Origin of the sequence: Micromonospora sonchi, from assembly GCF_014646235.1 — a bacterium.
Lineage (GTDB): Bacteria > Actinomycetota > Actinomycetes > Mycobacteriales > Micromonosporaceae > Micromonospora > Micromonospora sonchi.
The window spans coordinates 128,065-153,799 of the sequence record NZ_BMNB01000011.1 but is presented as its reverse complement, the minus strand read 5'-3'; the positions used below and the strand labels follow the sequence as shown (position 1 = coordinate 153,799).

Here is a 25,735-nt window from a genome sequence, read left to right as displayed (position 1 = left end):
ACTCCGCTGCGCTGTTTTCCTCGCGCTCACCGGTCCGCCCTCTCGTTCGCGACTGCGGGACTCCGCTGCGCTGCGTTCCTCGCGCTCACGTTGAGTACGCCGAGTTCTCGTGCACGTACGCGTGCGACAGGTCGTTGGTCCACACCGTCGCGGCGACGGGGCCGGCGTGCAGGTCGATCCGGATGGTGACGTCACGCCCGGTGAGGTCGACCTTCGACCGGTCCTCGGCGGCGGCGCCGGAGCGGCAGACCCAGATCCCGTTGACGGCCACGTCGACGGCGTCCGGCTCGAACTCGGCGGCGGTGGTGCCGACCGCGGCGAGGATCCGGCCCCAGTTCGGGTCGTTGCCGAACAGCGCGGTCTTCACCAGGTTGTTGCGGGCCACCGCCCGGCCCACCTCGACCGCCTCGTCCTCGCCGGCCGCGCCGACCACCTCGATGGCGACCTGCTTGGTGGCGCCCTCGGCGTCGGCGAGCAACTGCTGGGCCAGGTCGTGGCAGGCGGCGGTGACCGCCGTGGTCAGCTCCGCCTGGCTCGGCGCGATGCCGGAGGCGCCGCTGGCCAGCAGCAGCACGGTGTCGTTGGTGGACATGCAGCCGTCGGAGTCGAGCCGGTCGAAGGTGACCCGGGTGGCGGCCCGCAGGGCGGCGTCGAGCGTCTTCCAGTCGGCCACCGCGTCGGTGGTCAGTACGCAGAGCATGGTGGCCATGGCCGGGGCGAGCATGCCGGCGCCTTTGGCCATGCCGCCCACGGTCCAGCCGTCGCCGGACACGGCGGTGCTCTTCGGCCGGGTGTCCGTGGTCATGATCGCCTCGGCGGCGGGGGCCCCACCCGTCCGCGACAGTTCGCGCACGGCAGTGCCCACCCCCGGTAGAAGCTTGTCCATCGGCAGCCGTTCGCCGATGAGGCCGGTGGAGCAGATCGCCACCTCGCCGGCGCCGACCTGGTCCGCGCCGGCCGTGGTCAGCGCGGCGGCGGTGGTCAGCGCGGCGGCGGTGTGCTCGGCGGTGGCGTGGGTGTCCTGGAAGCCGGCCGGGCCGGTGCAGGCGTTCGCTCCGCCGGAGTTGAGCACCACCGCCCGGACCACGCCGCCGCGCACCACCTGCTCGCTCCAGAGCACCGGCGCGGCCTTGACCCGGTTGCTGGTGAAGACCCCGGCGACCCCGGCATCGGGGCCGTCGTTGACGACCAGCGCCACGTCGAGCGCGCCGCCCGTCTTGAGTCCGGTGGCCACCCCGGCCGCCCGGAAGCCTTGCGGTGTGGTCACGCTCACGGGGCGACTCCCCAGGTGGACAGGCCCGTGGTCTCGGGCAGGCCGAACATCAGGTTGGCGTTCTGCACCGCCTGCCCCGCCGCGCCCTTGCCCAGGTTGTCGAGGGCGGCGACCACGATCAGCCGGCCGGAGTCGGCGTCGACGGTGGCTTGCAGGTGGCAGGAGTTGCCGCCGAGGGTGGCGGCGGTGTGCGGCCACCGGCCCTCGGGCAGCACGTGCACGAACGGGCTGTCCGCGTACGCCTGCGCCAGCACCGCCCGTGGGTCGGTGTCGGCGGCGGGCAGCGCGGTCACCGTGGCCAGGATGCCGCGTGGCATCGGCGCGAGCACCGGGGTGAACGACAGCCCGGTGGCCCCGGTCGCCTGTTTGATCTCCGGTACGTGCTGGTGGGCGCCCACCTTGTACGGCGACAGGTCGCCCATCACCTCGCTGCCCAGCAGGTGCGCCTTGGCGGCCCGGCCCGCACCGGAGGTGCCGGAGGCGGCGACCACCACCACGTCGGTGGGTTGGGCGGCACCGGCGGCGATCAGCGGCGCGAGGGCCAGAGTGACCGTCGCCGCGTAGCAGCCGGTGCTGGCGACCCGGGTCGCGGCGGCGATCCGCTCGCGCTGGCCAGGCAGTTCGGGCAGCCCGTAGGTCCAGGTGCCGGCGTGCGGGCCACCGTAGTAGCTGGCCCAGGCGGCACTGTCGGCGAGCCGATGGTCCGCGCCGAGGTCGACGACCCGGACCCCGGCGGGCAACTGCGCCGCCAGGGCCGCGGACTCGCCGTGCGGCAGGGCGAGAAAGACCAGGTCGGCGTCGGCCAACACGTCCGCCGTGGTCTGCGCGAACGTCAGGTCCAGCCCGGTGAGCTGTGGGTGCACCGCGTCGACGCGCTGCCCCGCCTGACTGTGCGCGGTGGCGGCGACCAGGTCGAACTCGGGATGCCCGGCGAGCAGGCGAAGCAGCTCACCCCCGGCGTAGCCGCTCGCCCCGGCCACAGCGATCCGAATTCCCATACCTACCTCCGCATGACTATGCAGCGAAGGCTAACAGCGAAAAGGCAGACGATGCAAGGTCATACGGCCGACCGCATGGAAATGACAAGGCTCGCCCCAACGGTCTCCCCCGGAACAAAGCCGGGCCAGAGCCCGGCGAGCGGTGCCAGGGCGTTAAGAAGGGCCCCTTCCTATGCACCAGGCGTTAAGAAGGGGCCCTTCCTTACACCTCAGCCGCCGCGGAGGGTGGCGCCGAAACGCTCGGCGGCGCGGGCCACGGCGGCGTCGCGGGCGGCGACGGCCTCCTCGCTGGTGAGGGTGCGGTCCGGGGCGCGGAAGGTGAGCTTGTACGCCAGCGACTTGCGCCCGACGCCCAACTGCGCCGAGGCGTACACGTCGAACAGGCGCACCGACTCCAGCAGCTCGCCGGCACCCTCGGTGAGGGCCTGCTGCACCGACTGCGCGGGAACCGAGTCGTCCACCACCAGCGCCACGTCGATCAACGCCGGCGGGAAGCCGGAGACCATCGGCGCGGGCGTCACCGGGGGCACCGGCAGCGCGTCCAGGTCCAGCTCCATGGCGCTGGTCCGCCGGGGCAGCTCCAACGCCGCCAGCACCGCCGGGTGCAGTTCGCCGGCGTGGCCGACCACCGTCCCGTCGACCAGCAGTTCGGCACAGCGTCCCGGGTGCCAGGGGGCGTACGCGGCGGCCCGCACCCGCACCCGCTCCGGCGGCACCCCGGCAGCGGCGAGGACCTCCCGGCCCGCCTCGACGGCGTCCGCCCAGCCGGCCGGGCGGCCGGGGCCCCACCAGCCGGCCGGCTCGAGCTCGCCGGTCAGCACGACGGCCACGTGCCGGGGCTGGTGCGGGACCACCGCGTCGGCGGCGGCGAACTCCGCGTCGGTGGGCCGCCGGTCCACCCCCATCGTCGGCGGGCGGCCCGCGCCCGGTCGCGGCTGGAAGACCGCGCCGATCTCGTAGAGGGCCAGATCCCGCAGCCCACGACCGAGGTTGCGCTGCACGATGCCCAGCAGCGGGCCGAGCAGCGTGGTGCGCAGCAGCGGCTCCTCCTCCGACAGCGGGTTGGCCAGCCGCACCGCCTGCCGGCGCGGATCGTCGGCGGGCAGGCCGAACCGGTCGGCCAGCTCGGCGGAGACGAACGGGTGCGCCAGGACCTCGACGTAGCCCCGCTCGGCCAGCGACCGGGACACCGCCCGGTTGCGCCGCTGCTGCCAGGTCAGCCCCCGGCCGGGCGGCGCGGTCGGCAGCAGCGACGGCACATGGTCGTACCCGTCGAGCCGGACCACCTCCTCGACCAGGTCGGCCGGATCGGTCAGGTCGGGCCGCCAGGTCGGCGGGGTGACGGCGAGCGTCTCGCCACCACCGGCGGAGACCCCCACCTCACCCGGATCCTCGGTCAGCCGGTCGGTGCCCCGGGCCACGGTGCAGCCGACCTGTTCCAGCAGCGCGACCACCCGGGCCGGCGGGTAGTCCACGCCGACCCGCCGGCTGGGCAGGTCGACCGGCATGGTGACCGGGGTACGCGCCCGGACGTGGTCGATGTCCAGCACCTCGTCGCTGGCGGTGCCGCCCGCGTACCCGGTGAGCAGCGCGACCGCCCGGTCCAGGGCGACCAGTGGCAGGGCCGGGTCCACCCCCCGTTCCCAGCGCTTGGCGGCCTCGCTGAACAGCTTGTGCCGGCGCGCGGTGCGCCCCACCATCGCCGGGTCCCAGTGCGCGGCCTCGAAGAGCACGTTGACGGTGCTCGGCAGGACCTCGCTGGTCTCCCCGCCCATCACGGCGGCGAGCGAGATCGGCATGCCCTCGCCTTCACCGGCGAGCGGGTTCGGCAGCCCGGTGTCGCAGATGACCATGTCCTCGGCCGCGAGCGCGCGGGTCACCCCGTCGAGCGTGGTCAGCTTCTCCCCCGGTACCGCCCGCCGGATCACCAGCGGGCCAGCGATCCGGTCCGCGTCGAAGGCGTGCATCGGCTGGCCGAGTTCGAGCATCACGTAGTTGGTGATGTCGACCGGCAGCGAGATGCTGCGGATGCCGGCGATGGTGAGCCGCCGCTGCATCCACTCCGGGGACTGCGCCGTCGGGTCGACGCCGCGCACCATCCGGGCCGCGTACCGGTCGCAGCCGACCGGGTCACGCACCTCGACCGGGTACGCCGGTTCGGCCGTGCCGGCCGTCGCGGGCATCCGGCCCCGGTCGGAGTAGTCGACGCCGAGGGCGTGCGCCAGCTCGCGGGCCAGCCCGCGCAGCGACATCTGGTAGCCCCGGTCCGGGGTGATCTCCACCTCGACGATGATGTCGTCGAGGCCGACCACCGGACGCGCGTCGTCGCCGGGCTCGGCGACGACGTGCTCGGGCAGCACCAGGATGCCGGAGTGGTCGTCGCCCAGCCCCAGCTCCTTCGCCGAGCAGATCATGCCGTTGGAGTTGCGCCCGTACGTCCTGCGCGCGCCGATCGCGAAGCCGCCCGGCAGCACCCCACCGGGCAGGATCACCACCACCCGGTCACCGGGGGCGAAGTTGCGCGCCCCGCAGACGATCTCCTGCGGCTCGCCGGTGCCGTTGGCGGCGCCCACGTTCACCCGGCAGAACCGGATCGGCTTCTTGAAGCCGGTCAGCTCCTCGATCTCCAGCACCTCGCCGACCACCAGCTGCCCGGTGACCGTGCCGGTCAGGTCCACGATGGACTCGACCTCGATGCCGAGGTCGATCAGGGCCCGCTCCAACTCGTCGACGGACAGGTCGGGAAGGTCGACGTACTCCCGCAGCCAACTGACAGAAACTCGCATGACTTTGATCCACCGTCTCCGTGACTCGTACCCGTCGCCCTACAGCCCGGCCCCGAACGCGCGGGTGAACCGCGCGTCCCCCTCGGCCATGTCGCGCATGTCGCTGACCCCGTGCCGGAACATCACCGTCCGGTCGATGCCCATGCCGAAGGCGAAGCCGGAGTAGACCTCCGGGTCGATGCCGCAGGCGCGCAGCACCCGCGGGTTCACCATGCCGCAGCCGCCCCACTCCACCCAGCGCGGGCCGTCGCGGTGCTCCGGGAACCAGACGTCGAACTCGGCCGACGGCTCGGTGAACGGGAAGTAGTGCGGCCGGAAGCGGGTCCGTGCGCCCTCGCCGAACATCGCCCGCGCGAAGTGGTCCAGCGTGCCGCGCAGGTGCGCCATCGTGATGCCCCGGTCCACCACCAGGCCCTCGACCTGGTGGAAGACCGGCGCGTGGGTGGCGTCCAGCTCGTCGGTGCGGTAGACCCGCCCCGGCACCACCACGTAGATCGGTGGCTTGCGGGCCAGCATGGTGCGCGCCTGCACCGGCGAGGTGTGGGTACGCAGCACCAGCCCCGACTCCTCGGGTGCGATGTGGAAGGTGTCCATCAGCCCACGCGCCGGGTGGTCCGGCGGGATGTTCAGCGCGTCGAAGTTGGTCCACTCCAACTCGACCTCGGGCCCCTCGGCCACCTCGTAGCCCATGCCGATGAACAGGTCACTGATCTGCTCCGTCAGCACGGTGATCGGGTGCCGGGAGCCACGCGGCCGCCGGTCGTAGGGCAGCGTCACGTCGACGCGCTCCTCCACCAGGACCCGCTCGGCCTGCTCACGCTCCAGCACCTCGGCACGGGCGGCGTACGCCTGCTCGATGGCACGGCGGGCCTCGTTGACCCGCTTGCCGGCGTCGGCCTTCGCGGCCGGCGGCAACGCGCCGATCTCCCGGCGGGCCAGCGAGACCGGGGCCCGGTCACCGAGGTGCGCCGGCCGCGCCGTGGCCAGCGCGTCGGGGTCACCGGCGGCGGCGAACGCCTTCCCGGCCTCGGTCACGGCCTCGGCCAGGGCGGCCGGGTCGAGCAGGGCGACCTGTTTCGGGTCGTACGGATCGTTGCGGTAGCTCATGGCGTACGGGCACTCCCTCACGGCGGTGCCGGCCCTGCACGGGGGCGGCGAAGCGAGTCTACGGACGCACGGCTGTGCCGCAGCCCGCCGGTGGGAGTCGCGCGGTGAGCAGGTCAGGCCCGCCGCCCGCCGACACCGGCGGGCTGGCTAAACGAACGCCGTGTCGCGTTCACCATGGGGGCGTTCTCCTCGTGCTCTGCGCCGGACCTCGGGTCAGCGCTGCGCTCTCGCTGAAGCGTACAGGCAGACCGCCGCGGCCGCAGCCAGGTTGAGACTCTCGGCCCGCCCGTGCAGCGGCACCCGGACCCGGGCGTCGGCGGCCTCGACCAGCTCCTCGGAAAGGCCGTGCGCCTCGGATCCGAACAGCCAGGCGGTGGGTGCGGCGAGCCGGCCGGCGTCGGCCAGTTCGTCGAGGTCCTCCTCGCCGTACCCGGTGGCGGCGAGCACGGCCAGGCCGGCGGACCGCGCGGCCGCGACCACGGCGGCCGGGTCGCGTTCGCGGACCACGTCGACGTGGAACAGGCTGCCGGCCGACGAGCGTACGCACTTGCCGTTGTACGGGTCGACCGCGTCCCCGGCGAAGACCACCGCGGCGGCGCCGGCCGCGTCGGCGGTGCGCAGCACGGTGCCGGCGTTGCCCGGGTCACGGATCCCGGCGAGCACGGCGACCAGCCGGGGGGCCCGGGCCAGCGCGGTCGCCAGGGGCACGTCGAGGTGCCGGCAGACGGCGACCAGGCCCTGCGGGGCGACGGTCTCGGCCAGCGCCGCCAGCGCCTCGTCGGTCACCTCGGTCACGGGTACGTCGGTGCCGGCGGCCCTCGCCGCCAGGTCGGCGTACCGGTCGAGGGCGTCGGGGGTGCCGAACAGCTCGACCACGGTACGCGGGCGGGCCAGCGCCTCGCGGACGGCCTGCGGTCCCTCGGCCAGGAACCGGCCGGTGGCCTCGCGTTCCCGGCGGCGCTGGAGCCGGCGGGCGGCGACCACCCGGGGCGTACGCGGTGTGAAGGGCATCATGTCCTCACCGCACACGCGCGCGAGGCGCCCCCCGTCTGAGAAGAGGGGCGCCTCGCCGCGTGGTGCGGGGATCAGGCGGCCTGGGCCGCCGCGCCGCCGGTGCCCTCGGCCTGCACCGCGGTCCGGGCCAGCTCGACGATCGCCGCGAACGCGGCGGCGTCGTTGACGGCCAGGTCGGCGAGGATCTTGCGGTCGACCTCGATGCCGGCCAGACGCAGGCCCTGGATCAGCCGGTTGTAGGTCATCCCGTTGGCGCGGGCGCCCGCGTTGATCCGCTGGATCCACAGCTGCCGGAAGTCGCCCTTGCGGTCGCGACGGTCCCGGTAGGCGTACTGCATCGAGTGCAGCACCTGCTCCTTGGCCTTGCGGTACAGCCGGGAGCGCTGACCGCGGTAGCCACTCGCGGTCTCCAGCAGGGTACGACGCTTCTTCTGGGCGTTCACAGCCCGCTTGACGCGTGCCATCTCAACTCCTTCTTCGGTTCAGGTGGCGCGCGTCAGCGGCCAAGCATCTTCTTGATGCGCTTGACGTCAGCCTTGGCCACCTCGACCGTGCCGGTCAGCCGGCGGGTCCGGGTCGAGGACTTCTTCTCCAGCAGGTGACGCTTGCCGGCCTGCTCGGCAACGATCTTGCCCCTGCCGGTCACACGGACCCGCTTGCCCATTCCCGTGTGGCTCTTCATCTTCGGCATTGGTACGCCTTCTCCCCTGTTACTGACCGTTGGTGTCAGCGGTCATGCCGGTCTCACCGGCTGCTGCGCTCTCACTGGTCGCCGTAGACTCGGCGGCCACCGCGTCGGCGGGCTCCTCCGCGGTCCGCTCCCGGGGTCCGCCACGGGAGGCCGTGGCGGCGACCGCGGAGGCCTTCACGGCCCGATGCGGAGCGAGAACCATGATCATGTTTCGGCCGTCCTGCTTCGGAGCGGACTCGACATATCCCAGTTCCGTGATCTCGGACTCGAGCCGGCGCAGGAGCCGGTAGCCCAGCTCCGGGCGGCTCTGCTCGCGGCCACGGAACATGATCGTCACCTTGACCTTGTCGCCGGCCTTGAGGAACCGCACCACGTGACCCTTCTTGGTCTCGTAGTCGTGCGGATCGATCTTCGGCCGGAGCTTCATCTCCTTGATGACGGTCTGCTGCTGGTTACGCCGCGCTTCGCGCGCCTTCAGTGCGCTCTCGTACTTGAACTTGCCGAAGTCCATGAGCTTGCACACCGGCGGGCGCGCCATCGGCGCTACCTCGACCAGGTCCAGATCGACGTCCGCGGCCAGCTGAAGGGCGCGCTCCAGCGGGACGATGCCCACCTGCTCACCCTCGGGGCCGACCAGTCGGACCTCACGTGCCCGGATCTGCTCGTTCACGCGTGGTTCGACGCTGATGGGGCCTCCTCGAGTCGGTTCTTCATCCGTCAGCCGACCCGGCGGCCCCCGGTTGGGAACCGGCCCGGAAAGCAGAAGGCCCCGGCACATGCCAGGGCCCGCTCGACCGGTCGGCACGATCACAGGATCGTGCATCCGGAACCGGGATGTGCCCGGAACCGGGGACCGGACCCGGCCACCGAAGGCGGCGACTCGGGTGGGAGCAGGGCGCTCCACTTTCACGGCCACCCGCGCATGCGGACAGCCTGGTCGACTCGACCACACTACACCCTAGGTGACCCGCCGCCCAAACCCGGGGGCGGCGCGCCACTGCGGAAGCGACGCGACGAATCCGGACGCGGATCAGCGACGCGAGGCGCGCTCGGCGAGGGCGGCCAGATGCGCCTGATGCAGCCGGCGCAGGGCGCGGACCCCGTCGACGGCGAGCTGCTTGTCGGCGGCCTGGAGCGCGACCACCGGCAGCAGATCGTCGTCGTACAGCTCCAGGGCCGCCCACGGGGCACCCCGGTCGAACCGGATCCCCCGGACGACCTCCCAGGGCAGCTCGTACGAGCCGAACACGTTGCGAACCCGGATGCCGCGCGCGTCCGCCTCCACCCGCGGACGGGTGAAGAGCAGGGAACCGAGGGCGAAGAGAATGCCGAGCCCGATCATGGCCAACTGGTCACCACGCTGGAAGGTGCCGAAGCCGTTTCCGGTGGGCCCGGTCAGCGTGGTGGCGATCACCGCGAACAGCACCACCAGCACGACCGCCGAACTCCAGCAGACCAGCCGGATGCGCCGGGGTCGAAGAGTGATCACGTCGGTGCCGACCGCCGGGCCGGAACCCGGCAGTGCTGCCTCCTGCCGCTCGCTCATGGCACCAGTCTGTCATCCCGCGCCGGCGCAGCGTCCGGCGCCACACGGAGGCCGGCCTCGGGCGGGGCCGGGCGGGACCGGCGGCCGGTGATCAGCACCGCGAGCAGGGTGAGCAGCGCACCGGCCAGCACCGGCAGCCGGGCTCCCGGCCCGTCCGGCAGCAGCACGTCCAGCAGCAGCGCGCCGGCGAGTTGCCCGCCGACCAGAGCGAGGCCGGTACGCAGCACGCCGGCCGCGCGTACCCCCAGCACCAGACTGGCCACGATGCCGACGCCGAGCAGCCCACCGAGGTAGAGGTGCCAGCCGGTCGGCCAGCTCACCGGCGGGCCGGTGAACGCGCCGGCGAGCGCCGCGACGAGCAGCACCGCCGGCGTAGCGACGACGAAGTTCACCGCGACCCCGGCGGCGGCCGAGCCGGCCGCGGAGATCCGCCCGTTGAGCGCGGTCTGCAACGCGACACCGATCCCGGCGGCCACCGTGAGTAGGAGCACGCCGACGGCCAGGTCACCGACGGGCTGGCCGACCTGGGCCAGGGCCACCGCCGCCATCCCGAGCAACGCCCCGGCCACCCGGGGCGGGCTGAGCGGCAGCCGACCCACCGGGGCGAGGCCGGCCCGGTCCGACGCCAACCCGCCGAAACCGTTGCCGGCGACCTGCGCGATGGTGAACACCGCGACGCCCAGCACCGGGACGGCGTACGCGGCGACCAGCACGATGGCCGCCCCACCCAACCCGCCCAGGTACGACCACCAGGGCAGCCGGGCCCGCCGCAGCGCGACCAGCCCGGTGCGCATCGACGGCAGCACCAGCAGCCCGACCAGGATCAGCAGGGTCCCGCCGAGGTTGTTGACGAGGGCGCCCAGGGTGGCGTTGCCGACCCGCTGGCCGAGTTCGGCGTTGATCGCGCCCTGCGCGGCCGAGGCGGCTCCGCCGAGGGTGACCAGGGCGAGCGCGACGGCCGACGGGGGCGGTCTCACAGCCGGCAGGCGTGGATGTTGGTGACCAGGATCGCCCGGGCGCCCAGCTCGTAGAGCTCGTCCATGATCCGGTGCACGTCGTCGCGGAGCACCATCGCCTGCACCGCCACCCAGCCCTCGCGGTGCAGCGGGGAGACCGTCGGTGACTCTATGCCGGGAGTCAGCGAGCTGGCCCGGTCCAGCAGACCGGCCGGCACGTCGTAGGCGAGCATCACGTACCGGCGGGCCACCAGCACCCCGTGCAGCCGGCGCAGCAACTGCGCCGCCTGCGGGTGGGGCGTCGCGCCGATGCGGCGTACCAGCACCGCCGAGGAGCGCAGCAGCGGCTCGCCGAAGACCACCAGACCGGCCTGGCGCAGGGTGGCGCCGGTCTCAACCACGTCGGCGACCACGTCGGCCACGCCGAGGCGGATGGCGTTCTCCACCGCGCCGTCGAGCCGGATCACGTCGGCCTTGACGCCCAACTCGACCAGGTGGCGTTCGACCAGTCCCGGGTACGCGGTGGCGATCCGGTGCCCGCCCAGCGCCTGTACGTCGTCGACGTCGTCGGGCCGGGCGGCGAAGCGGAAGGTGGCCCGGCCGAAGTTCAGGTCGAGCACCTCCTCGGCCGGGGCGCCGGAGTCGATCAGCAGATCGCGGCCGGTGATGCCGACATCCAGATCACCGGAGCCGACGTAGGTGGCGATGTCCTTCGGTCGCAGATAGAAGAATTCGACATCGTTCTGCTCGTCCCGGCAGACCAGGTCCTTCGGGTCGGTGCGCTGGCGGTAGCCCGCCTCGCACAGCATCTGGGCGGCCGACTCGGCCAGGGTGCCCTTGTTGGGTACGGCGACACGCAGCATGACGGAGTGCTCCATTCGATCGGTATGTGGTCGACGGCAGGCACTCAGAGATGTCGGTAGACGTCCTTCAGCTCGAGGCCGCTGGCGAGCATCAGCACCTGGACGTGGTAGAGCAGCTGGGAGATCTCCTCGGCGGCGCGCTCAGGCCCCTCGTGCTCGGCCGCCATCCACGACTCGGCCGCCTCCTCGACCACCTTCTTGCCGATGAAGTGCACCCCCTTCTCCAGCGCGGCGACCGTGCCCGAGCCGGGGGTGCCGGCGGCGGCCTTGGCCTGCAGCTCGGCGAACAACTCCTCGAACGTCTTCACGGATCCGGATTCTCCCAGTTGCCCTCGGTCGCCGCACGCACCGGGTCCGGCAATAACCGATCGGCGGGACCACCATTTCCTACCGCTCTGGTGGGACACCTCTTCGACGCTCACCGATGCTGGCCGTACGCTGTCCGCCATGGTCAGCACCTCACGCATCCTCCGGCTCGCCACCGCCGCCGGTGTTCTGCTCGCGGTCGGCGCCTGCAGCCCGCAGGCCACCCCCACGCCCATGCCCACCGTGGGCGCGCCTTGCAGCAAGGAGAGCCTGCCCACCCGGACAGCGGGCAAGCTCACCATCGCCACCGACGAGCCGGCCTACCAGCCGTGGTTCGTCGACGACAAACCCGACAACGGCGAGGGCTTCGAGTCCGCGGTCGCCTACGCGGTGGCCGAGAAGCTCGGCTACGCCCGCGAGGACGTCGTCTGGACCCGGGTGCGGTTCGACTCCGCCGTCGCGCCCGGTCCGAAGGAGTTCGACTTCGACATCAACCAGTTCTCCATCACCGAAGAGCGCAAGCAGGCGGTGGACTTCTCCGCCCCCTACTACCTGGTGCGGCAGACCGTCATCGCGCTGAAGTCCTCCAAGATCGCCGGGAAGACCGCGCTGGCCGATCTCCGCGCCGCCAAGCTCGGCGCCCAGGTCGGCACGACCAGCTACCAGGCGATCACCGACGTGATCAAGCCGACGGTCGAGCCGCAGGTCTACAACAGCAACGACGACGCCAAGAAGGCCCTCCAGAACGGCCAGCTCGACGGTCTGGTGGTGGACCTGCCCACCGCCTTCTACATCACCGGCGCGGAGATCGACGACGCGGTGATCGTCGGCCAACTGCCCCAGGTGGGCACCCCGGAGGCGTTCGGCCTGCTGCTGGACAAGGACTCCCCGCTCACCGGCTGCGTCAGCGGCGCGGTGGGGAAACTCTCCGCGGACGGGGCGCTCAAGCAGTTGGAGCAGCAGTGGCTCGCCCGGGACGCGGGAGCACCCGAACTCACGTGAGCACCAGCGCGCACGTCCTCTCGCCCGCGCAGCGGGCCCGGGTCGCGTACCGACGCCGGCAGACCGTGCTGAGCGTGCTGATCGCCGCTGCCTCCACGGCGGCGGTCGGCACGCTGCTGGCGGTGGCGGTGACCGGGGCGCCCGGCTGGGAGCGGGTACGCCAGACCTTCCTCGACCCGCAGATCGCCCGGGACGCGCTGCCCCGGGTGCTGACCGGGCTCTGGCTCAACGTCCGGTTGCTGGTCTGCTGCGCGGTCGCCGCGCTGCTGCTCGGCCTGCTGATCGCGGTCCTGCGTACGCTGCGCGGGCCGATCTTCTTCCCGATCCGGGCCCTGGCGACCAGCTACACGTACGTCTTCCGCGGCCTGCCGCTGATCATCGTGCTCTACGTGCTCACCCTGGGCGCACCCGGCCTGCGGTTGCAGGGCATGCCGTCGGTGCTGGTGCTGGGCGGGGCGGCGCTGGTGCTCACCTACAGCGGCTACCTCGCCGAGGTGTTCCGCGCCGGCATCGAGTCGGTGCACCCGAGTCAGCTCGCGGCGGCCCGGTCGCTGGGGCTGACCTACCGGCAGACCATGCGGCACGTGGTGCTGCCCCAGGCCGTCCGCCGGGTGGCCCCGCCGCTGCTCAACGACATCGTGGCGTTGCAGAAGGACGTCGGCCTGGTCGCCCTGGCCGGGCCGATCGACGCGGTCCGGGCCGCGCAGATCGCCACCGCCCAGACCTTCAACTACACGCCTTACATCGTGGCCGGGGTGCTCTTCGTCCTGCTCGCCATCCCGCTGATCGCCGTCACCGACCGGGTGACGCTGCGGGCGGCCCGACGCCAGTCCGGAGGCTGATCGTGGACGTGTTGCGCTGCCGCGGCCTGCGCAAGGAGTTCGGCGGGCAGGCCGTCCTGGACTCACTCGACCTGACCGTGGCCGAACACCAGGTGGTGGCGCTGATCGGGGCCTCCGGGTCGGGCAAGTCGACCCTGCTGCGCTGCGTCAACCTGCTGGAGGAGTTGCACGACGGGACCATCGAGCTGGACGGCGAGGAGATCTCCGCGCCGGGCGTGGACCCGGACAAGGTACGCCGCCGCATCGGGATGGTCTTCCAGGCGTACAACCTCTTCCCGCATCTGAGCGTGCTGGACAACGTCACCCTGGCCCCGCGCCGGGTGCACCGGCGCGCCCGGGTCGAGGCCGAGGCGCACGCCCGCGAACTGCTCGATCGGATGGGGCTCGGGGCGAAGGCCGACGCCTTCCCGGACCGGCTCTCCGGCGGACAGCAGCAGCGGGTGGCGATCGTCCGGGCGCTGGCCAACTCGCCCCGGCTGCTGCTGCTCGACGAGGTCACCTCGGCACTCGACCCGGAACTGGTCGGCGAAGTCCTCACCATGATCCGCGACCTCAAGGCCGACGGATTGACGATGGTCCTGGCCACCCACGAGATGAGCTTCGCCCGCGACGTCGCCGACCAGGTCTGCTTCCTCGACGGCGGACGGGTGCTCGAGGCCGGACCGCCGCAGCAGGTCCTCGGCCAGCCGACCCGTCCGCGTACCCAACAGTTCCTCTCCCGCATCATCGAAGCCGGCCGCCTCTGACCGCCCCCGTTGATCATGAAGTTATCGCCCTGGAAAGCGCTTACCGATGGCAATAACCTCATGATCAACGGGGTGATCCCCGGGGGGGTGAGTCAGGCGAAGCCGACCCGGTGGGTGGCCGAGGTGGTGACCGTGCGGATCGCCAGGGCGGCGTCCAGGGCGGCCACGGTGGCGGCCCAACCCTTGTCCTCCGCGGAGCCGGGCAGGCCGGCGCGGTCCCGGGCCTGGTCGATGGTGTCCACGGTGAGCACGCCGTGGGCGACCGGCTTGCCCTCGTCGAGGGCGATGCGGGTCAGGCCGTCGGTGACCGAGCGGCAGACGTAGTCGAAGTGCGCCGTGGCACCGCGTACCACCACGCCGAGCGCCACCACCACGTCGCAGCGGCGGGCCAGGGCCTGCGCCACCACGGGCAGCTCGACCGAACCGGCCACCCGGGCCACCAGCGTCCGCGCGCCGCACGCCTGCGCGGCGGCCACCGCCCGGTCGAGCATGTGGTCGGTCAGCTCGCCGTGCCACCGCGCGGCGACCACGCCCACGGTCAACCCGGTCGCGTCGACCGGGGCCGTCTCCGGCTCACCAAAACCCGCCATCGCCTACGCTCCGATCTCGTCGCCGGGAACCAAACGGCCCATCGGGGCCTCGGTCACCTCGTCCAGTTGGTCAAGCAGGTGTCCCATCCGGTCCCGCTTGGTGCGCAGGTAGCGCACGTTCTCCGGGTGCGGCCGTACCGGCAGGCCCTCCCGGCCGGTGACGGTCAGCCCGTAGCCCTCCAGCCCGGCCCGCTTGGCCGGGTTGTTGGTCAGCAGCCGCATCGAGCGCACCCCGAGGTCGTAGAGGATCTGCGCGCCGGTGCCGTAGTCGCGCGCGTCGGCCGGCAGCCCGAGGTCGAGGTTCGCGTCGACCGTGTCTCGGCCCTGGTCCTGCAACTGGTACGCCCGCAGCTTGTGCAGCAGCCCGATGCCCCGCCCCTCGTGGCCGCGTACGTAGAGGACCACGCCCCGGCCCTCCCCGGCGACCCGGTCCAGCGCGGCGTTGAGCTGTGGGCCGCAGTCGCACCGCAGCGAGGAGAAGGCGTCGCCGGTCAGGCACTCGGAGTGCACCCGCACCAGCACGTCCCGACCGTCGCCGAGCTCGCCCATCACCAGGGCCACGTGCTCGGTCGAGTCGAACTCGCTGCGGTAGCCCAGCGCCCGGAACACCCCGTGCTCGGTGGGCATCCGGGCGTCGGCGACCAGCTCCACCTGCTTCTCGGTACGTCGCCGGTAGGCGATCAGGTCGGCGATGGTGACCAGGGACAGCGAGTGCTCCGCGCGGAACTTCTCCAGCTCGGGCAGCCGCATCATGGTGCCGTCGTCGTTCACCAGCTCGCAGAGCACACCGGCCGGCCGCAGCCCGGCCAGCCGGGCCAGGTCGACGGCCGCCTCGGTGTGCCCGGGACGCCGCAGCACCCCACCGGGACGGGCGCGCAGCGGCACCACGTGCCCGGGCCGGGCCAGGTCGGCCGGGCCGGTACGCGGATCGGCGAGCAGCCGGATGGTGTGCGCCCGGTCAGCGGCCGAGATGCCGGTGCTCACCCCCTCCCGCGCGTCCACCGTGACCGTGTACGCGGTCTGCCGGCGGTCCTGGTTGGTGTGGTGCATGGGCGGCAGGTCGAGCCGGTCGCACTCGTCCTCGGGCAGCGGTACGCAGATGAACCCCGAGGTGTACCGCACGGTGAAGGCCAGCAGCTCCGGCGTGGCCAGCTCGGCGGCGAAGATCAGGTCGCCCTCGTTCTCCCGACCGGGGTCGTCGACCACGATGACGGGCCGGCCGGCGGCCATGTCCGCCACCGCCTGTTCGATGCTGTCGAAGGAACCCGTCATGCCGCGGCCTCCGCATAGGTCGAGATCGGGGCGGTCGGGCGGGTGCGCCGCGAGGTGCGCCACCAGCTGACCAGACCCCACACACAGAACGCGCCGTAGCCGAGGTACATGGCCGCCGACGGGTAGTAACCGCCGCGCAGCAGCAGCGGTACGCCGACCGCGTCCACGGCGATCCAGATCAGCCAGAAGTCCACCCAGCCGCGAGCCATGCCGTACGTGGCCAGCAGGCTGCCGGTGAGGATCCAGGCGTCGGGCAGCGGGCCCCAGGAGCCGAGCGCGGCCAGCACCGGGTAGGCCACCGCGGTGCCCACGACCGCAGCGGCGAGCAACCCCAGCCGCTCGGCGCCGGTGGCCCACCTGGGGGTGACCGCCGCCCCGTCGGCGTCGGTGCCGAGGCGGCGGGTACGCGTCCAGCGCCACCAGCCGTAGAGGCTGACGCCGAAGAAGAACACCTGCCGGCCCGCCTGCCCGTACAGGTCGTGGGCCTGCGGGGTGGCGAAGGCGCCGCCGAGGAAGACGGTGAACAGCAGCGCGTTGCCGATCATGCCCAGTGGCCACGCCCAGACCAGCCGGCGCAGGCCGAGCAGCGCCGAGCCGAGCCCGAAGACGTTGCCGACGATCTCCCGCACCAGCACCGGCGAGCCGGCGATCTGCACCTCGGCGGTGAGCAGCCAGCCGAGCGCGCCGGTCACGACGTCACCGGACCGGGTGCGGTGCCGCCGGACAGGCCGACCGGGGGCGCGGCGACGGCGACGCCGAGGAAGGCATCCGGGGGCGCGGCGACGGCGCCGGCGCGGGCGCCGAGCAGCCGCTCGACGTACTTGGCCAGCACGTCGACCTCCAGGTTGACCGGGTCGCCGACGGCCCGGGCGCCCAGCGTGGTCAGCGACAGCGTGGTGGGGATCAGCCCCACGGTGAACCAGTCGTCGCCGACCGCGGCCACGGTCAACGAGACCCCGTCCACGGTGATCGAGCCCTTCTCCACCACGTACCGGGACAGGGCGGCGGGCAGCCGGAACCGGACGGTTTCCCAGCGCGGCGCGGGCTCGCGGGAGAGCACCTCCCCCACCCCGTCGACGTGGCCCTGCACCAGGTGACCGCCGAGGCGGCTGCCGAGCGCGGCGGCGCGTTCCAGGTTGACCGGGTCGTCGGCGCGCAGCGCGCCCAGCGCCGACCGGCGCAGCGTCTCGCCCATCACGTCGGCGGTGAACACCCCGCCGTCGACGTCGACCACGGTCAGGCAGACGCCGTTGACCGCGATCGAGTCGCCGTGCCGGGCGTCGGAGGCGACCAGCGGGCCACGGATCGCCACCAGGGCTGAGTCCTCCGCGGTCGGGGTCACCCCGACGACCTTGCCCAGTTCCTCGACGATGCCGGTGAACATGCCTAGCCCTCCCTTTTGCGGGGCAGTGCGGTGATCCGCAGGTCGGGTCCGATCTGCGTGACGTCGGTGATCTCCAGGTCGATGGCCTCGGCGATGGTGGTCACGCCCGCGTCGACCAGGGCGGCGGGTCCGGCGCCGAGCAGCCGGGGGGCGAGGTAGCCGACGACCCGATCGACCAGTCCGGCCGCGAGGAACGCCCCGGCCAGTCGCGGGCCGCCCTCCAGCAGCACGGCCCGTACCCCGCGCACGTGCAGGGCCGCCAGGAGCGCGGGCAGGTCCACGCCGCCGTCCGGGCCGGCGCCCACCTCGTCGGCGGTGGCGACCCAGGTGGCGGCGGCGCCGTCGCGGACCTGGGCATCGGCCGGGGTCCGCCCGGCCGAGTCGACCACCACCCGCAGCGGCTGCCGGATGGCCAGGCTGCCGTCGCGCAGGTTGCGCACGGTGAGCCGGGGATCGTCGGCGAGCACCGTGCCCAAGCCGACGACCACCGCGTCGACGGTGGCGCGCAGCGCGTGCACGTCCATCCGGGCCGCCTCGGACGTGATCCACATGCTGGTGCCGTCGGCCGCCGCCGAACGCCCGTCGAACGTCGCGGCGTACTTCCAGATCACGTACGGCCAGCCCCGGCGCATGGCGGTCAGCCACGCCACGTTGCCGCTCTCCGCCTCGGCGGCGCGTACCCCCAGGTCGACCCGGACTCCGGCGGCGCGCAGGGTCGCGGCGCCACCGGTGGCCACCGGGGTGGGGTCGGGTACCGCGATGACGACCCGGGCCACTCCCGCCTGCGCCAACGCGAGGCTGCACGGGCCGGTGCGGCCGGTGTGGTCACAGGGTTCCAGGGTCACCACGGCGGTGCCGCCCTTCGCGCGGTGACCGGCCTGGGCCAACGCGACGATCTCGGCGTGCGGCCCGCCGGCGTACACGTGGAAGCCCTCGCCGACCACCTCGCCGCCGGCGTCGAGCAGCACACAGCCGACCACGGGGTTGGGACTGGTCGTGCCGAGCCCGCGCGCCGCGAGTTCGATCGCGCGACGCATCGCCTCGTCGACGGAGACGCTCGCCATCGCCTGGCCCTGCCCTCTCGCTCTGCGCGCGGGCGGGGCGGGGAGTCGGACAGGCAGGCGGAGTCCGGGCGCGGCGACCACCGCCCCGGTGGGCGGTGCGCACGCCGAAGCCCGGCGAGCCGCACACGACCCTTCCGTCCCGCGCGCTGTCTCCCATCCGGACTTTCTGGGCGCGGACGAGGCCGCCCCCAACCGTCGGCCCTGGATTCTCACCAGGTCCACCGGGCGGACGAACCGCTCCCGGGTCGCGGGCTTACCACGGTCGGGCCGTGGATCACCGCCGGTTCGGAATTACACCGAGTCCCGCCAGCGCGTGGTGGGTACTGAAGGAAGTCTTACACGCCGACCGGGGTGTTCGGCCAGTCCGGCGAGCTACTTCACATGACGGTGGTTCGGATCGCCGACCCCACGGCGGCGGTCCACCGCCACGTACGAGCCGGGTTGGCTCTTGGCCACCGTCTTCATCTCGGAGGCGATCGTCATCGCGTCGAGAGGGTCGGTGAGACGCTTTTCGGCGTCGGAGATGGCGACACCGATGGAGAGGGTGACCAACGCGGCCCGGCGGATGTTGCCTCGCCGATCCTTCAGCTCGACGTAGCCGCGCTCCCGGTCGGTGGGGTCGTAGAGCGCGTCCGCGGCCTTCTCGTAGTCCGCCGACACCCGCGAGGTGAGCGCCAGGACCTGCTCCGGGGTGCAGACGAAGACGAAGTCGTCACCGCCCACGTGACCGAGGAAGGCCGGCGGCAGCGCCACCGAGACCACCGCCCGGTGCAGGGTGCGCGCCAGCGCGGAGATGAAGTCGTCGCCCCGGACGAAACCGTACCGGTCGTTGACGCTCTTGAACCGGTCGATGTCGATGTAGCCGACCGCGTAGTCGGTCCCGCTGCGGACCCGGTCGGCGATCTCCCGCCGGATGCGGCTGTTGCCCGGCAGGCCGGTCAGCGGGGAGACCTCGCGGAACTCCTTGTTACGTCGCAGGGTCGAGGTCACCCGGGCCAGCAACTCCAGGGTGTCGAACGGTTTGACCAGGTAGTCGTCGGCGCCGGCGCTGAGCCCGTTGACCTTGTCCTGGGTCATCCCCTTGGCGGTCAACATGATCACCGGCAGCGCGGTCGTCATCGGGTCGGCGCGCAGCCGCCGGGTCAGCTCCAGGCCGTCCACCCGCGGCATCATCAGGTCGACCACGGCCAGGTCGGGCCGCTGCCGTCCGACGAGGTCGAGCGCCTCCTGGCCGTCCCCGGCGATGATCACCTCGAACCCGTGCAGCCGCAGGTTGAACTCGACGAAGCGGGCGATGTCCTCGTCGTCGTCGACAACGAGGATCACGTCCTTACGATCATCGCCGGGCTCCACGTCACGCCTCGGCCGCCGCGCGCTCCGCCAGCCCGCGCAGCCGGCGTACCGCCTCGGCCGGATCGTCGGCCCCGTAGACGGCGGTGCCGGCGACGAAGGCGTCGGCACCGGCCGCGGCCGCCTGCTCGATGGTGTCGGCGGCGATCCCGCCGTCGACCTCGATGCGCAGTTCGAGGTGGCCGGCGTCGACGTGCCGACGCGCGGTGCGGACCTTCTCCAGCAGCTCAGGGATGAACCGCTGCCCGCCGAACCCGGCCTTGATCGTCATGATCAGCAGCGTGTCGAAGCTCGGCAGCAGGTCGAGGTACGGCTCGATCGGGGTGTCCCGGTCGATCGCCAGCCCCGCCTTGGCGCCCGCCGCGCGCAGGTCCTTGGCCAACGCCACCGGGTCGTCGCACGCCTCGGCGTGGAAGGTGACGTTGTACGCCCCGGCGTCGGCGTAGCCGGGCGCCCAGCGGCGCGGATCGTTGATCATCAGGTGCACGTCGAAGGGCAGCTCGGTGGCGGCCCGCAGGCTCTGCACCACCGGCAGCCCGATGGTCAGGTTCGGCACGAAGTGGTTGTCCATCACGTCCACGTGCAACCAGTCCGCCGCCGTCTCCACGGCGCGGACCTCTTCGGCGAGACGGGCGAAATCGGCGGCGAGGATACTTGGCGCGATGATCGGCGGCGGTACGGTCACAGGGCCAGTGTACGAACGCGGTCACCAGCCGTCGGCGGCACGGCACCAACCGGAACACCCCGTGACCCGGAGGCTACCGACGGTGCAGAACGATCCCCTTCAGGCCAATGCGGCGAAACCGAGGGAGCGCCCGGACTGGCCAGACTGCGCGAGGGCGGCGAGACTCCATCGGGGACGGTGACCGGTAAGGTGCAGGCCGGTGGGCGCGGGAGCCGACAGCCGGGCAGCGGCTTCCGGGAAGGGCGAACGATGCGACGGTGGCTCGCGGCGCTGGCGCTGGCCGGCGTGCCGGTGCTCCTGCTGTCCGGCTGCGTGCGGCCGGGCGGGACGGACGGCAATCTCACCAACGACTGGCCCGCGCTGCGCGCGCCGGCGATGTTCGTGCCGGCCACCGACGCCTGCCTGCCCCGGGTCACCGCGATCGTGCAGGCGAGCACCTACGAGATCGTGGACTGCGCCCGCAACCACCTCGCCGAGACGGTGTACGTGGGCACGTTCGCCGGTCCGGCGGCGAAGGGTCCGCGACCCGAACCGGGTTCGACGGCGCTGCGCACCGCTCGGGCCGAGTGCGACCAGCGCGCCCGGCTGGTGCTCGGTGGGGACTGGCACGTCGCCCGGCTGACGCTCAACATCGCCCTGCCGTCCGTGGCGGCCTGGAACGGCGGCGCCCGGTGGTTCCGCTGCGATCTGAGCGAGACCGACAGCATCGACAACACCCGACCGGTGAACCGCACCGGCAGCCTGCGCGGGGCGCTGATCGGCGACTCACCGCTGGTCCACCGCTGCTTCGACCCGAAGCTGATCGGCAACAGCCTGAACTACATGGCCCCGGTGCTGTGCACCGAACCGCACGGCGCCGAGTTCGTCGGGGTGTACATCGAAGAGAACATGACCTGGGAGCAGTTCACCGACTCGGCCGGCCAAGCGCACCAGCGCTGCATGGAACTGATCGCCACCTTCGCCGACGTGCCCAACAACGCCGAGCTGCCCTACCGCGCCGGATCCATTTTCTACCCGCCCTCGCAGCGGGAATGGGAGGAGGGCGACCGCGGGGTGCGCTGCATCTTGTGGAGCGACGACCGCAAGCTCACCGGTTCGATGCGCGGGGTCGGCCCGCAGGGCCTACCCGTGACCTGACCGGCACACCCCGCCCGCGACCGCCGTGCCGGTCGCCGGCCCGGACCGCTGGTGCCGGTCGCGGGCCCGGACCGACGAAGGCGGTCAGCCTCGGCGCAGCAGGGCGAGGAACATGGCGTCGGTGCCGTGCCGGTGCGGCCACAGCTGCACCGTCGGTCCGTCGCCGAGCCCCGGCATGCCCGCCGGCAGCGCCGGCCGGGCGTCGACGAAGTCGACCGACGTGCCACTGCGGCGGGCCGCCTCGGTCACCGACACGTGGGTCTCCACGGTGTGCGGCGAACAGGTCACGTAGGCCAGCACGCCGCCGGGCCGGAGCGCGCGCAGCCCGGCGGCGAGCAGCTCACGCTGCAACCGGGTCAGGGCGGGCAGGTCCGACGGTTGGCGCCGCCAGCGCGACTCGGGCCGGCGGCGCAGCGAGCCCAGACCGGTGCACGGCGCGTCGACCAGCACCCGGTCGAAGTGCCCCTCCGGCAGCTTCGGCTCGGCGCCGACCAGCCGGCCGTCGGTGTGCAGCACGGTGACCGGCAGGCCCTGGGTCGCGGTCTCGACCAGCCGCGCCCGGTGTTCGGCCACCTCCACCGCGGTCAACCGCGCGCCGCGCTGCGCGGCGATGGCGCCGAGCAGGCCCGCCTTGCCACCCGGCCCGGCGCACAAATCGAGCCAACGGCCGTCCGGGCCGTCCAACGGCGTGACGGCCAGCGCGGCCGCGACCAGCTGCGAGCCCTCGTCCTGGACGTGGGCCCGCCGGTCGGCCACCGCCGCCAGATCACCCGGGGAGCCGCCGGCGTCGAGATAGACGGCGTACGGCGAGAAGGCCCCCGGGGTCCCGCCGGCCTCGTCGGCCAACTCGACCGGGTCGGCGAGGCCCGGCCGGGCGCACAGGTGCACCGGCGGGCGTTCGTTGTCCTCGATCAGCAGCCGGGTGGTCTCGCCGAGGTCGCCGCCGAGTGCCTCGGCGAACGCCCGGACGATCCACTGCGGATGGCTGTAGGCCAGCGCGAGGTGGCCGATCGGGTCGGTCTCCAGCGGCGGCGCCAGTTGCGACACCCACTCGTCGGCGTCGCGTCCGGCGACCTCGCGCAGCACCGCGTTGGCGAAGCCGGTGGCGCCCGGACCGACCGTCCGGACCAGGTCGACGGTGGAGGAGACCGCCGCGTGCGCGGGCACCCGGGTGTGCAGCAGCTGGTACGCGCCGAGCCGCAGCGCGTCGCGTACCGGCGGGTCGATCCGCTGCACGTCCCGGCCGGCGGCGGAGGTGAGGATCGCGTCGAGGGTGCCGAGGCGTCGCAGGGTGCCGTAGGTCAGCTCGGTGGCGAAGGCGGCGTCCCGGCCGATCAGCCCCTGCTCGCGCAGGATCACCGGTAGCACCAGGTTGGCGTACGCGTCGTCGCGGTTGACCGCCGCGACGGCCTCGTACGCCGCGTGCCGCGGGTGGTCCACCGGCGGTCGTCCCGAGCGTGGCCCCCGGCGGTCCGTGCCCCGATAGGGGGCGGTGTCCCTCACGCGAACTCCTCCCCGGCGCTGACCCGGGCGCCGCGCGCCCAGTCGGTCGCCGGCATGGCCCGCTTGCCGGCCGCCCGCACCTCGCCGAGCCGGACCGGCACGGTGGCCGTGCCGGCCAGCACCCGCGCCTTCTCCACCCGCAGCTCGCCGGGCTTCAGATCGGGGGCGTCGGGGGCCGGGGTGACCGGGCCCAGCTTCACCCGCTCGCCCCGGAACGTGGTCCACGGGCCGGGCGCCGGGGTGCAGGCGCGGATCCGCCGGTCCACCGCGAAGGCGGGGTCCGACCACCGCACGCGGGCGTCCTCGACGGTCAGCTTCGGCGCCAGGGTGACCCCGTCGGCGGGCTGCGGCTCGGCCCGCGCGGTGCCATCCTCCAGCGCGTCGAGCACCGCCACCAGCAGCCCGGCACCGGTGTGGGCCAGCCGCTCCAGCAGGTCGCCCGAGGTGTCGGTGGGCCGGATCTCGTCGGTGAGCGTGCCGTAGACCGGCCCGGTGTCCAGCCCCTCCTCCAGTTGGAAGACGCTGGCGCCGGTCACCTCGTCGCCGTGCAGCACGGCGTGCTGCACCGGTGCCGCGCCCCGCCAGGCGGGCAGCAGCGAGAAGTGCAGGTTCACCCAGCCGTGCCGGGGGATCTCCAGCGCCACCGGCGGCACCAGCGCGCCGTAGGCCACCACCGGGACACAGTCCGGGGCCAACTCGCGCAGCCGGTCCAGGAACTCGGGCTCGCGCGGACGGGCCGGAGTCAGCACCTCGATGCCACGCTCGTCGGCCCAGGCGCCGACCGGGGAGCGGGCCAGGCCCCGACCACGCCCGGCCGGGGCGTCCGGTCGGGTGACCACGGCGACCACCTCGTGTCGGGAGTCGGCCACGGCGGCGAGGGCGGGGACGGCGACGGCCGGCGTACCGGCGAAGATCACACGCATCGGTTCACCGCCCCAGGCCGAACGGGCTGCCGGCGCCGTGTGGGCTCAGCTTCACGGTGGGCGGGGCGGCGGGGTCGTACCACTCTGCCTGGCGGATCGCCTTCATCGCCTCCTTGCGTCCGGCCGGGTCCAGCCGGTCGACGAACAGCACGCCGTCGAGGTGGTCGGTCTCGTGCTGCACGCAGCGCGCCATCATGCCGGTGCCGACGATCTGCAACGGGTCGCCGTGGCCGGTGAAGCCCTTGGCGATCACGTTCTGCCGGCGCTTGGTGTCGAAATACAGCCCGGGGATGGACAGGCAGCCCTCCGGGCCGTCCTGCTCCTCGGCGTCGGGAAACTCCAGGACCGGGTTGACCAGGTGACCGAGCACGTCGTCGACGTGGAAGGTGAACACCCGCAAACCCACGCCGATCTGCGGCGCGGCGAGACCGGCGCCGTTCTGCTCACGCATGGTGTCGGTCAGGTCGGCGATGAGCTTGCGCAGCTCAGCGTCGAAGTCGACCACCGGATCGGCCGGCGTGCGCAGCACCGGATCCCCGAACAGACGGATGGGCTGGACGGTCACGCGGGTTGGCTCCTTGTCGTGGACGGCGGGTGCCGTACCAGTCTACGGAGTGCCCGGAACGGGTTCGCCGGAGCCAGCCGCCGGCGGCCCCGTGGACGTTCAGCCGGCGCTTCCGGGGCTCCCCGGCGGACGTTCAGCCGGCGCTGCCGGGCTCCCCGGCCAACACCGCGTCGCCGGTGAACAGGGCGTGCTCCGGCAACGGCAGGCGGATCTCGTGGGCCGCCTCCCAGTCGTGGATCAGGCTGGGCCGGACCTGCGCGGCGAAGTAGTCGATGGCGCTGATGTCACCCACCACGGGCTCGTCGACCTCGGCGACCAGCCGGCCGGGCACCAGCCGGAACCCGTTGCGCAGGGCGGCGCTGAGCCGGCGGTGCCCGTTGACCACGAAGAAGTACTCGCCGGTGTAGCCGATCTCCAGCGGCTCCAGGCCGGTCTCGCCCATCGCGGCGACCTCGTCGACGAAGGTCGAGTCCCAGAGCCCGCGCAGGCCCGCGATGTCCTCGGTCGGGTAGATCCGGGCCGGGTCGAGCAGCAGCAGCGGCGGCGCACCGCCCAGCACCTCGGGGGCGAGGCGCCCCTCGTACACGTCGATGATGCGCTCGATCACCTCGTCGGCCGGAGCCCGGGTGGTGTCGCAGATCAGGTCGTAGTTGCGCAGCCGGGCCTTGTCCACGCCGTAGCGGATCAGGAACCGACCGCGCTCGCTCTCGCTGCGCTCCCGGAGCTTGAGCTTGGCCTCCTCCAGGGAGATGTAGCTCTCGGCCGGGCCGGAGGGGCGCAGCAGCACCCGTCGGGCCGCCTCGGCCGGCTCGGTGATCATGTGCACCTTGAGCGCGTCGGTGAAGAAGTGCCAGGCCAGTCGCGAGTCCATGACCAGGCTCTCGCCGGAGGCGGCGATGTCGCGTTGGAGCTGGTCGACGTAGCCGTCGACGGCCTGGTCCAGCTCGGCGTGCAGGTTGAGCTGGAGCGCGGTCATCTGCCGCTCCTGGGCCATCTGCCGGTAGAGGTCGCCGACGCTGACCCGGCGCAACCCGAGCCGCTCGGCGATCACCACCGAGACGGTGCTCTTGCCGCTGCCAAGGTCACCGTTGAAGACGATCGACTGACGAACGGTCACGACTCGTTACACCCC

27 protein-coding genes and 1 riboswitch are annotated in these 25,735 nt (G+C 73.0%); of the genes, 4 read left to right on the top strand and 23 right to left on the bottom strand.

The window, feature by feature from the left end; all coding sequences use genetic code 11:
* Positions 1-85: 85 nt before the first annotated feature.
* The 12 genes from argJ to IEY61_RS14175 form a co-directional block, all read right to left on the bottom strand.
* Positions 86-1,273, bottom strand: coding sequence for a bifunctional glutamate N-acetyltransferase/amino-acid acetyltransferase ArgJ (argJ, locus tag IEY61_RS14230; RefSeq protein ID WP_189044344.1), 1,188 nt, complete (start codon positions 1,271-1,273; stop codon positions 86-88).
* Positions 1,270-2,271: an N-acetyl-gamma-glutamyl-phosphate reductase gene (gene argC / locus IEY61_RS14225; RefSeq protein WP_189044343.1), complete on the bottom strand. Its 1,002-nt coding sequence runs from the start codon at positions 2,269-2,271 to the stop codon at positions 1,270-1,272. The genes argJ and argC overlap by 4 nt, the downstream gene beginning before the upstream one ends.
* 209 nt (positions 2,272-2,480) lie before the next feature.
* Positions 2,481-5,057 (bottom strand): phenylalanine--tRNA ligase subunit beta, encoded by a 2,577-nt coding sequence (gene pheT, locus IEY61_RS14220; protein ID WP_189044342.1) that lies wholly within the window; start codon positions 5,055-5,057, stop codon positions 2,481-2,483.
* A gap of 39 nt (positions 5,058-5,096) precedes the next feature.
* Entirely contained in the window at positions 5,097-6,164 is a 1,068-nt protein-coding gene (gene pheS, locus IEY61_RS14215) for a phenylalanine--tRNA ligase subunit alpha (protein ID WP_189044341.1), read from the bottom strand.
* A 213-nt stretch (positions 6,165-6,377) separates the two neighbouring features.
* On the bottom strand, positions 6,378-7,175 hold the full coding sequence (locus IEY61_RS14210; protein WP_189044422.1) for a TrmH family RNA methyltransferase: 798 nt from the start codon (positions 7,173-7,175) through the stop codon (positions 6,378-6,380).
* Positions 7,176-7,249: 74 nt separating this feature from the next.
* The gene (gene rplT / locus IEY61_RS14205) at positions 7,250-7,642 is read right to left on the bottom strand and encodes a 50S ribosomal protein L20 (protein WP_189044340.1); all 393 of its coding nucleotides are present in this window, start codon (positions 7,640-7,642) and stop codon (positions 7,250-7,252) included.
* Between the two features lie 32 nt (positions 7,643-7,674).
* Positions 7,675-7,869, bottom strand: a complete 195-nt coding sequence (gene rpmI / locus IEY61_RS14200) for a 50S ribosomal protein L35 (RefSeq protein WP_189044338.1) — start codon at positions 7,867-7,869, stop codon at positions 7,675-7,677.
* A 19-nt stretch (positions 7,870-7,888) separates the two neighbouring features.
* Positions 7,889-8,539: a translation initiation factor IF-3 gene (gene infC / locus IEY61_RS14195; protein WP_189044336.1), complete on the bottom strand. Its 651-nt coding sequence runs from the start codon at positions 8,537-8,539 to the stop codon at positions 7,889-7,891.
* 360 nt (positions 8,540-8,899) lie between these two features.
* Positions 8,900-9,415: a PH domain-containing protein gene (locus IEY61_RS14190; RefSeq protein ID WP_229705891.1), complete on the bottom strand. Its 516-nt coding sequence runs from the start codon at positions 9,413-9,415 to the stop codon at positions 8,900-8,902.
* Entirely contained in the window at positions 9,412-10,392 is a 981-nt protein-coding gene (locus IEY61_RS14185) for a DMT family transporter (RefSeq protein WP_189044334.1), read from the bottom strand. The genes IEY61_RS14190 and IEY61_RS14185 overlap by 4 nt, the downstream gene beginning before the upstream one ends.
* Complete coding sequence (gene hisG, locus IEY61_RS14180) at positions 10,389-11,234, bottom strand: ATP phosphoribosyltransferase (protein WP_189044418.1); 846 nt, start codon at positions 11,232-11,234, stop codon at positions 10,389-10,391. The genes IEY61_RS14185 and hisG overlap by 4 nt, the downstream gene beginning before the upstream one ends.
* 44 nt (positions 11,235-11,278) lie before the next feature.
* The gene (locus IEY61_RS14175; protein WP_189044332.1) at positions 11,279-11,542 is read right to left on the bottom strand and encodes a phosphoribosyl-ATP diphosphatase; all 264 of its coding nucleotides are present in this window, start codon (positions 11,540-11,542) and stop codon (positions 11,279-11,281) included.
* A 139-nt stretch (positions 11,543-11,681) separates the two neighbouring features.
* Between IEY61_RS14175 and IEY61_RS14170 the strand changes: the two genes are divergently transcribed.
* From IEY61_RS14170 to IEY61_RS14160, 3 genes are read left to right on the top strand one after another with little or no spacing between them, the layout of a single operon-like run.
* Positions 11,682-12,542, top strand: coding sequence for an ABC transporter substrate-binding protein (locus IEY61_RS14170; protein ID WP_189044330.1), 861 nt, complete (start codon positions 11,682-11,684; stop codon positions 12,540-12,542).
* A complete protein-coding gene (locus tag IEY61_RS14165) occupies positions 12,539-13,384 on the top strand; it encodes an amino acid ABC transporter permease (protein WP_189044328.1) in 846 nt (281 codons plus the stop codon). The genes IEY61_RS14170 and IEY61_RS14165 overlap by 4 nt, the downstream gene beginning before the upstream one ends.
* A 2-nt stretch (positions 13,385-13,386) precedes the next feature.
* Positions 13,387-14,130 (top strand): amino acid ABC transporter ATP-binding protein, encoded by a 744-nt coding sequence (locus tag IEY61_RS14160; protein ID WP_308424573.1) that lies wholly within the window; start codon positions 13,387-13,389, stop codon positions 14,128-14,130.
* Positions 14,131-14,222: 92 nt separating this feature from the next.
* Here IEY61_RS14160 and ribH read toward each other — a convergent pair whose 3' ends face one another.
* From ribH to rpe, 7 genes are all read right to left on the bottom strand, one after another.
* Positions 14,223-14,720 (bottom strand): 6,7-dimethyl-8-ribityllumazine synthase, encoded by a 498-nt coding sequence (ribH, locus tag IEY61_RS14155; RefSeq protein WP_189044326.1) that lies wholly within the window; start codon positions 14,718-14,720, stop codon positions 14,223-14,225.
* A gap of 3 nt (positions 14,721-14,723) precedes the next feature.
* A complete protein-coding gene (locus IEY61_RS14150; RefSeq protein ID WP_189044324.1) occupies positions 14,724-15,992 on the bottom strand; it encodes a bifunctional 3,4-dihydroxy-2-butanone-4-phosphate synthase/GTP cyclohydrolase II in 1,269 nt (422 codons plus the stop codon).
* Positions 15,989-16,684 carry a nicotinamide riboside transporter PnuC gene (pnuC, locus tag IEY61_RS14145; RefSeq protein WP_189044321.1) on the bottom strand — a complete coding sequence of 232 codons (696 nt, stop codon included), beginning with the start codon at positions 16,682-16,684 and terminating at the stop codon, positions 15,989-15,991. The genes IEY61_RS14150 and pnuC overlap by 4 nt, the downstream gene beginning before the upstream one ends.
* Positions 16,681-17,376, bottom strand: coding sequence for a riboflavin synthase (locus IEY61_RS14140; RefSeq protein ID WP_229705890.1), 696 nt, complete (start codon positions 17,374-17,376; stop codon positions 16,681-16,683). Before IEY61_RS14140 ends, pnuC begins: the two co-directional genes overlap by 4 nt.
* 2 nt (positions 17,377-17,378) lie before the next feature.
* On the bottom strand, positions 17,379-18,440 hold the full coding sequence (ribD, locus tag IEY61_RS14135; protein WP_189044319.1) for a bifunctional diaminohydroxyphosphoribosylaminopyrimidine deaminase/5-amino-6-(5-phosphoribosylamino)uracil reductase RibD: 1,062 nt from the start codon (positions 18,438-18,440) through the stop codon (positions 17,379-17,381).
* Between the two features lie 141 nt (positions 18,441-18,581).
* A riboswitch (FMN riboswitch) is annotated at positions 18,582-18,755 on the bottom strand.
* A 57-nt stretch (positions 18,756-18,812) separates the two neighbouring features.
* Entirely contained in the window at positions 18,813-19,793 is a 981-nt protein-coding gene (locus tag IEY61_RS14130; RefSeq protein WP_189044317.1) for a response regulator, read from the bottom strand.
* Position 19,794: 1 nt separating this feature from the next.
* Positions 19,795-20,475 (bottom strand): ribulose-phosphate 3-epimerase, encoded by a 681-nt coding sequence (gene rpe / locus IEY61_RS14125; RefSeq protein ID WP_189044315.1) that lies wholly within the window; start codon positions 20,473-20,475, stop codon positions 19,795-19,797.
* 249 nt (positions 20,476-20,724) lie between these two features.
* Between rpe and IEY61_RS14120 the strand changes: the two genes are divergently transcribed.
* A complete protein-coding gene (locus IEY61_RS14120) occupies positions 20,725-21,612 on the top strand; it encodes a septum formation family protein (protein ID WP_189044313.1) in 888 nt (295 codons plus the stop codon).
* A gap of 84 nt (positions 21,613-21,696) precedes the next feature.
* Here IEY61_RS14120 and IEY61_RS14115 read toward each other — a convergent pair whose 3' ends face one another.
* The 4 genes from IEY61_RS14115 to IEY61_RS14100 all read right to left on the bottom strand — a co-directional run bounded on the left by IEY61_RS14115 (position 21,697) and on the right by IEY61_RS14100 (position 25,720).
* Entirely contained in the window at positions 21,697-23,157 is a 1,461-nt protein-coding gene (locus tag IEY61_RS14115; protein ID WP_373293158.1) for an RsmB/NOP family class I SAM-dependent RNA methyltransferase, read from the bottom strand.
* The gene (fmt, locus tag IEY61_RS14110) at positions 23,112-24,038 is read right to left on the bottom strand and encodes a methionyl-tRNA formyltransferase (RefSeq protein ID WP_189044311.1); all 927 of its coding nucleotides are present in this window, start codon (positions 24,036-24,038) and stop codon (positions 23,112-23,114) included. The genes IEY61_RS14115 and fmt overlap by 46 nt, the downstream gene beginning before the upstream one ends.
* A 4-nt stretch (positions 24,039-24,042) precedes the next feature.
* A complete protein-coding gene (gene def / locus IEY61_RS14105; protein WP_189044309.1) occupies positions 24,043-24,603 on the bottom strand; it encodes a peptide deformylase in 561 nt (186 codons plus the stop codon).
* A gap of 133 nt (positions 24,604-24,736) precedes the next feature.
* Positions 24,737-25,720, bottom strand: coding sequence for an AAA family ATPase (locus IEY61_RS14100; RefSeq protein WP_189044307.1), 984 nt, complete (start codon positions 25,718-25,720; stop codon positions 24,737-24,739).
* Positions 25,721-25,735 lie beyond the last annotated feature (15 nt).

Bases quoted from the DNA above. Each gene is read 5' to 3' on its own strand.
- IEY61_RS14150 (WP_189044324.1), bottom strand. From the start codon at position 15,992: ATGACGGGTTCCTTCGACAGCATCGAACAGGCGGTGGCGGACATGGCC.
- fmt (WP_189044311.1), bottom strand. From the start codon at position 24,038: ATGCGTGTGATCTTCGCCGGTACGCCGGCCGTCGCCGTCCCCGCCCTC.
- IEY61_RS14170 (WP_189044330.1), top strand. From the start codon at position 11,682: ATGGTCAGCACCTCACGCATCCTCCGGCTCGCCACCGCCGCCGGTGTT.
- ribD (WP_189044319.1), bottom strand. From the start codon at position 18,440: ATGGCGAGCGTCTCCGTCGACGAGGCGATGCGTCGCGCGATCGAACTC.
- IEY61_RS14210 (WP_189044422.1), bottom strand. From the start codon at position 7,175: ATGCCCTTCACACCGCGTACGCCCCGGGTGGTCGCCGCCCGCCGGCTC.
- hisG (WP_189044418.1), bottom strand. From the start codon at position 11,234: ATGCTGCGTGTCGCCGTACCCAACAAGGGCACCCTGGCCGAGTCGGCC.
- IEY61_RS14190 (WP_229705891.1), bottom strand. From the start codon at position 9,415: ATGAGCGAGCGGCAGGAGGCAGCACTGCCGGGTTCCGGCCCGGCGGTC.
- rpmI (WP_189044338.1), bottom strand. From the start codon at position 7,869: ATGCCGAAGATGAAGAGCCACACGGGAATGGGCAAGCGGGTCCGTGTG.
- ribH (WP_189044326.1), bottom strand. From the start codon at position 14,720: ATGGCGGGTTTTGGTGAGCCGGAGACGGCCCCGGTCGACGCGACCGGG.
- argC (WP_189044343.1), bottom strand. From the start codon at position 2,271: ATGGGAATTCGGATCGCTGTGGCCGGGGCGAGCGGCTACGCCGGGGGT.
- rplT (WP_189044340.1), bottom strand. From the start codon at position 7,642: ATGGCACGCGTCAAGCGGGCTGTGAACGCCCAGAAGAAGCGTCGTACC.
- IEY61_RS14120 (WP_189044313.1), top strand. From the start codon at position 20,725: ATGCGACGGTGGCTCGCGGCGCTGGCGCTGGCCGGCGTGCCGGTGCTC.
- IEY61_RS14140 (WP_229705890.1), bottom strand. From the start codon at position 17,376: ATGTTCACCGGCATCGTCGAGGAACTGGGCAAGGTCGTCGGGGTGACC.
- pheS (WP_189044341.1), bottom strand. From the start codon at position 6,164: ATGAGCTACCGCAACGATCCGTACGACCCGAAACAGGTCGCCCTGCTC.
- pheT (WP_189044342.1), bottom strand. From the start codon at position 5,057: ATGCGAGTTTCTGTCAGTTGGCTGCGGGAGTACGTCGACCTTCCCGAC.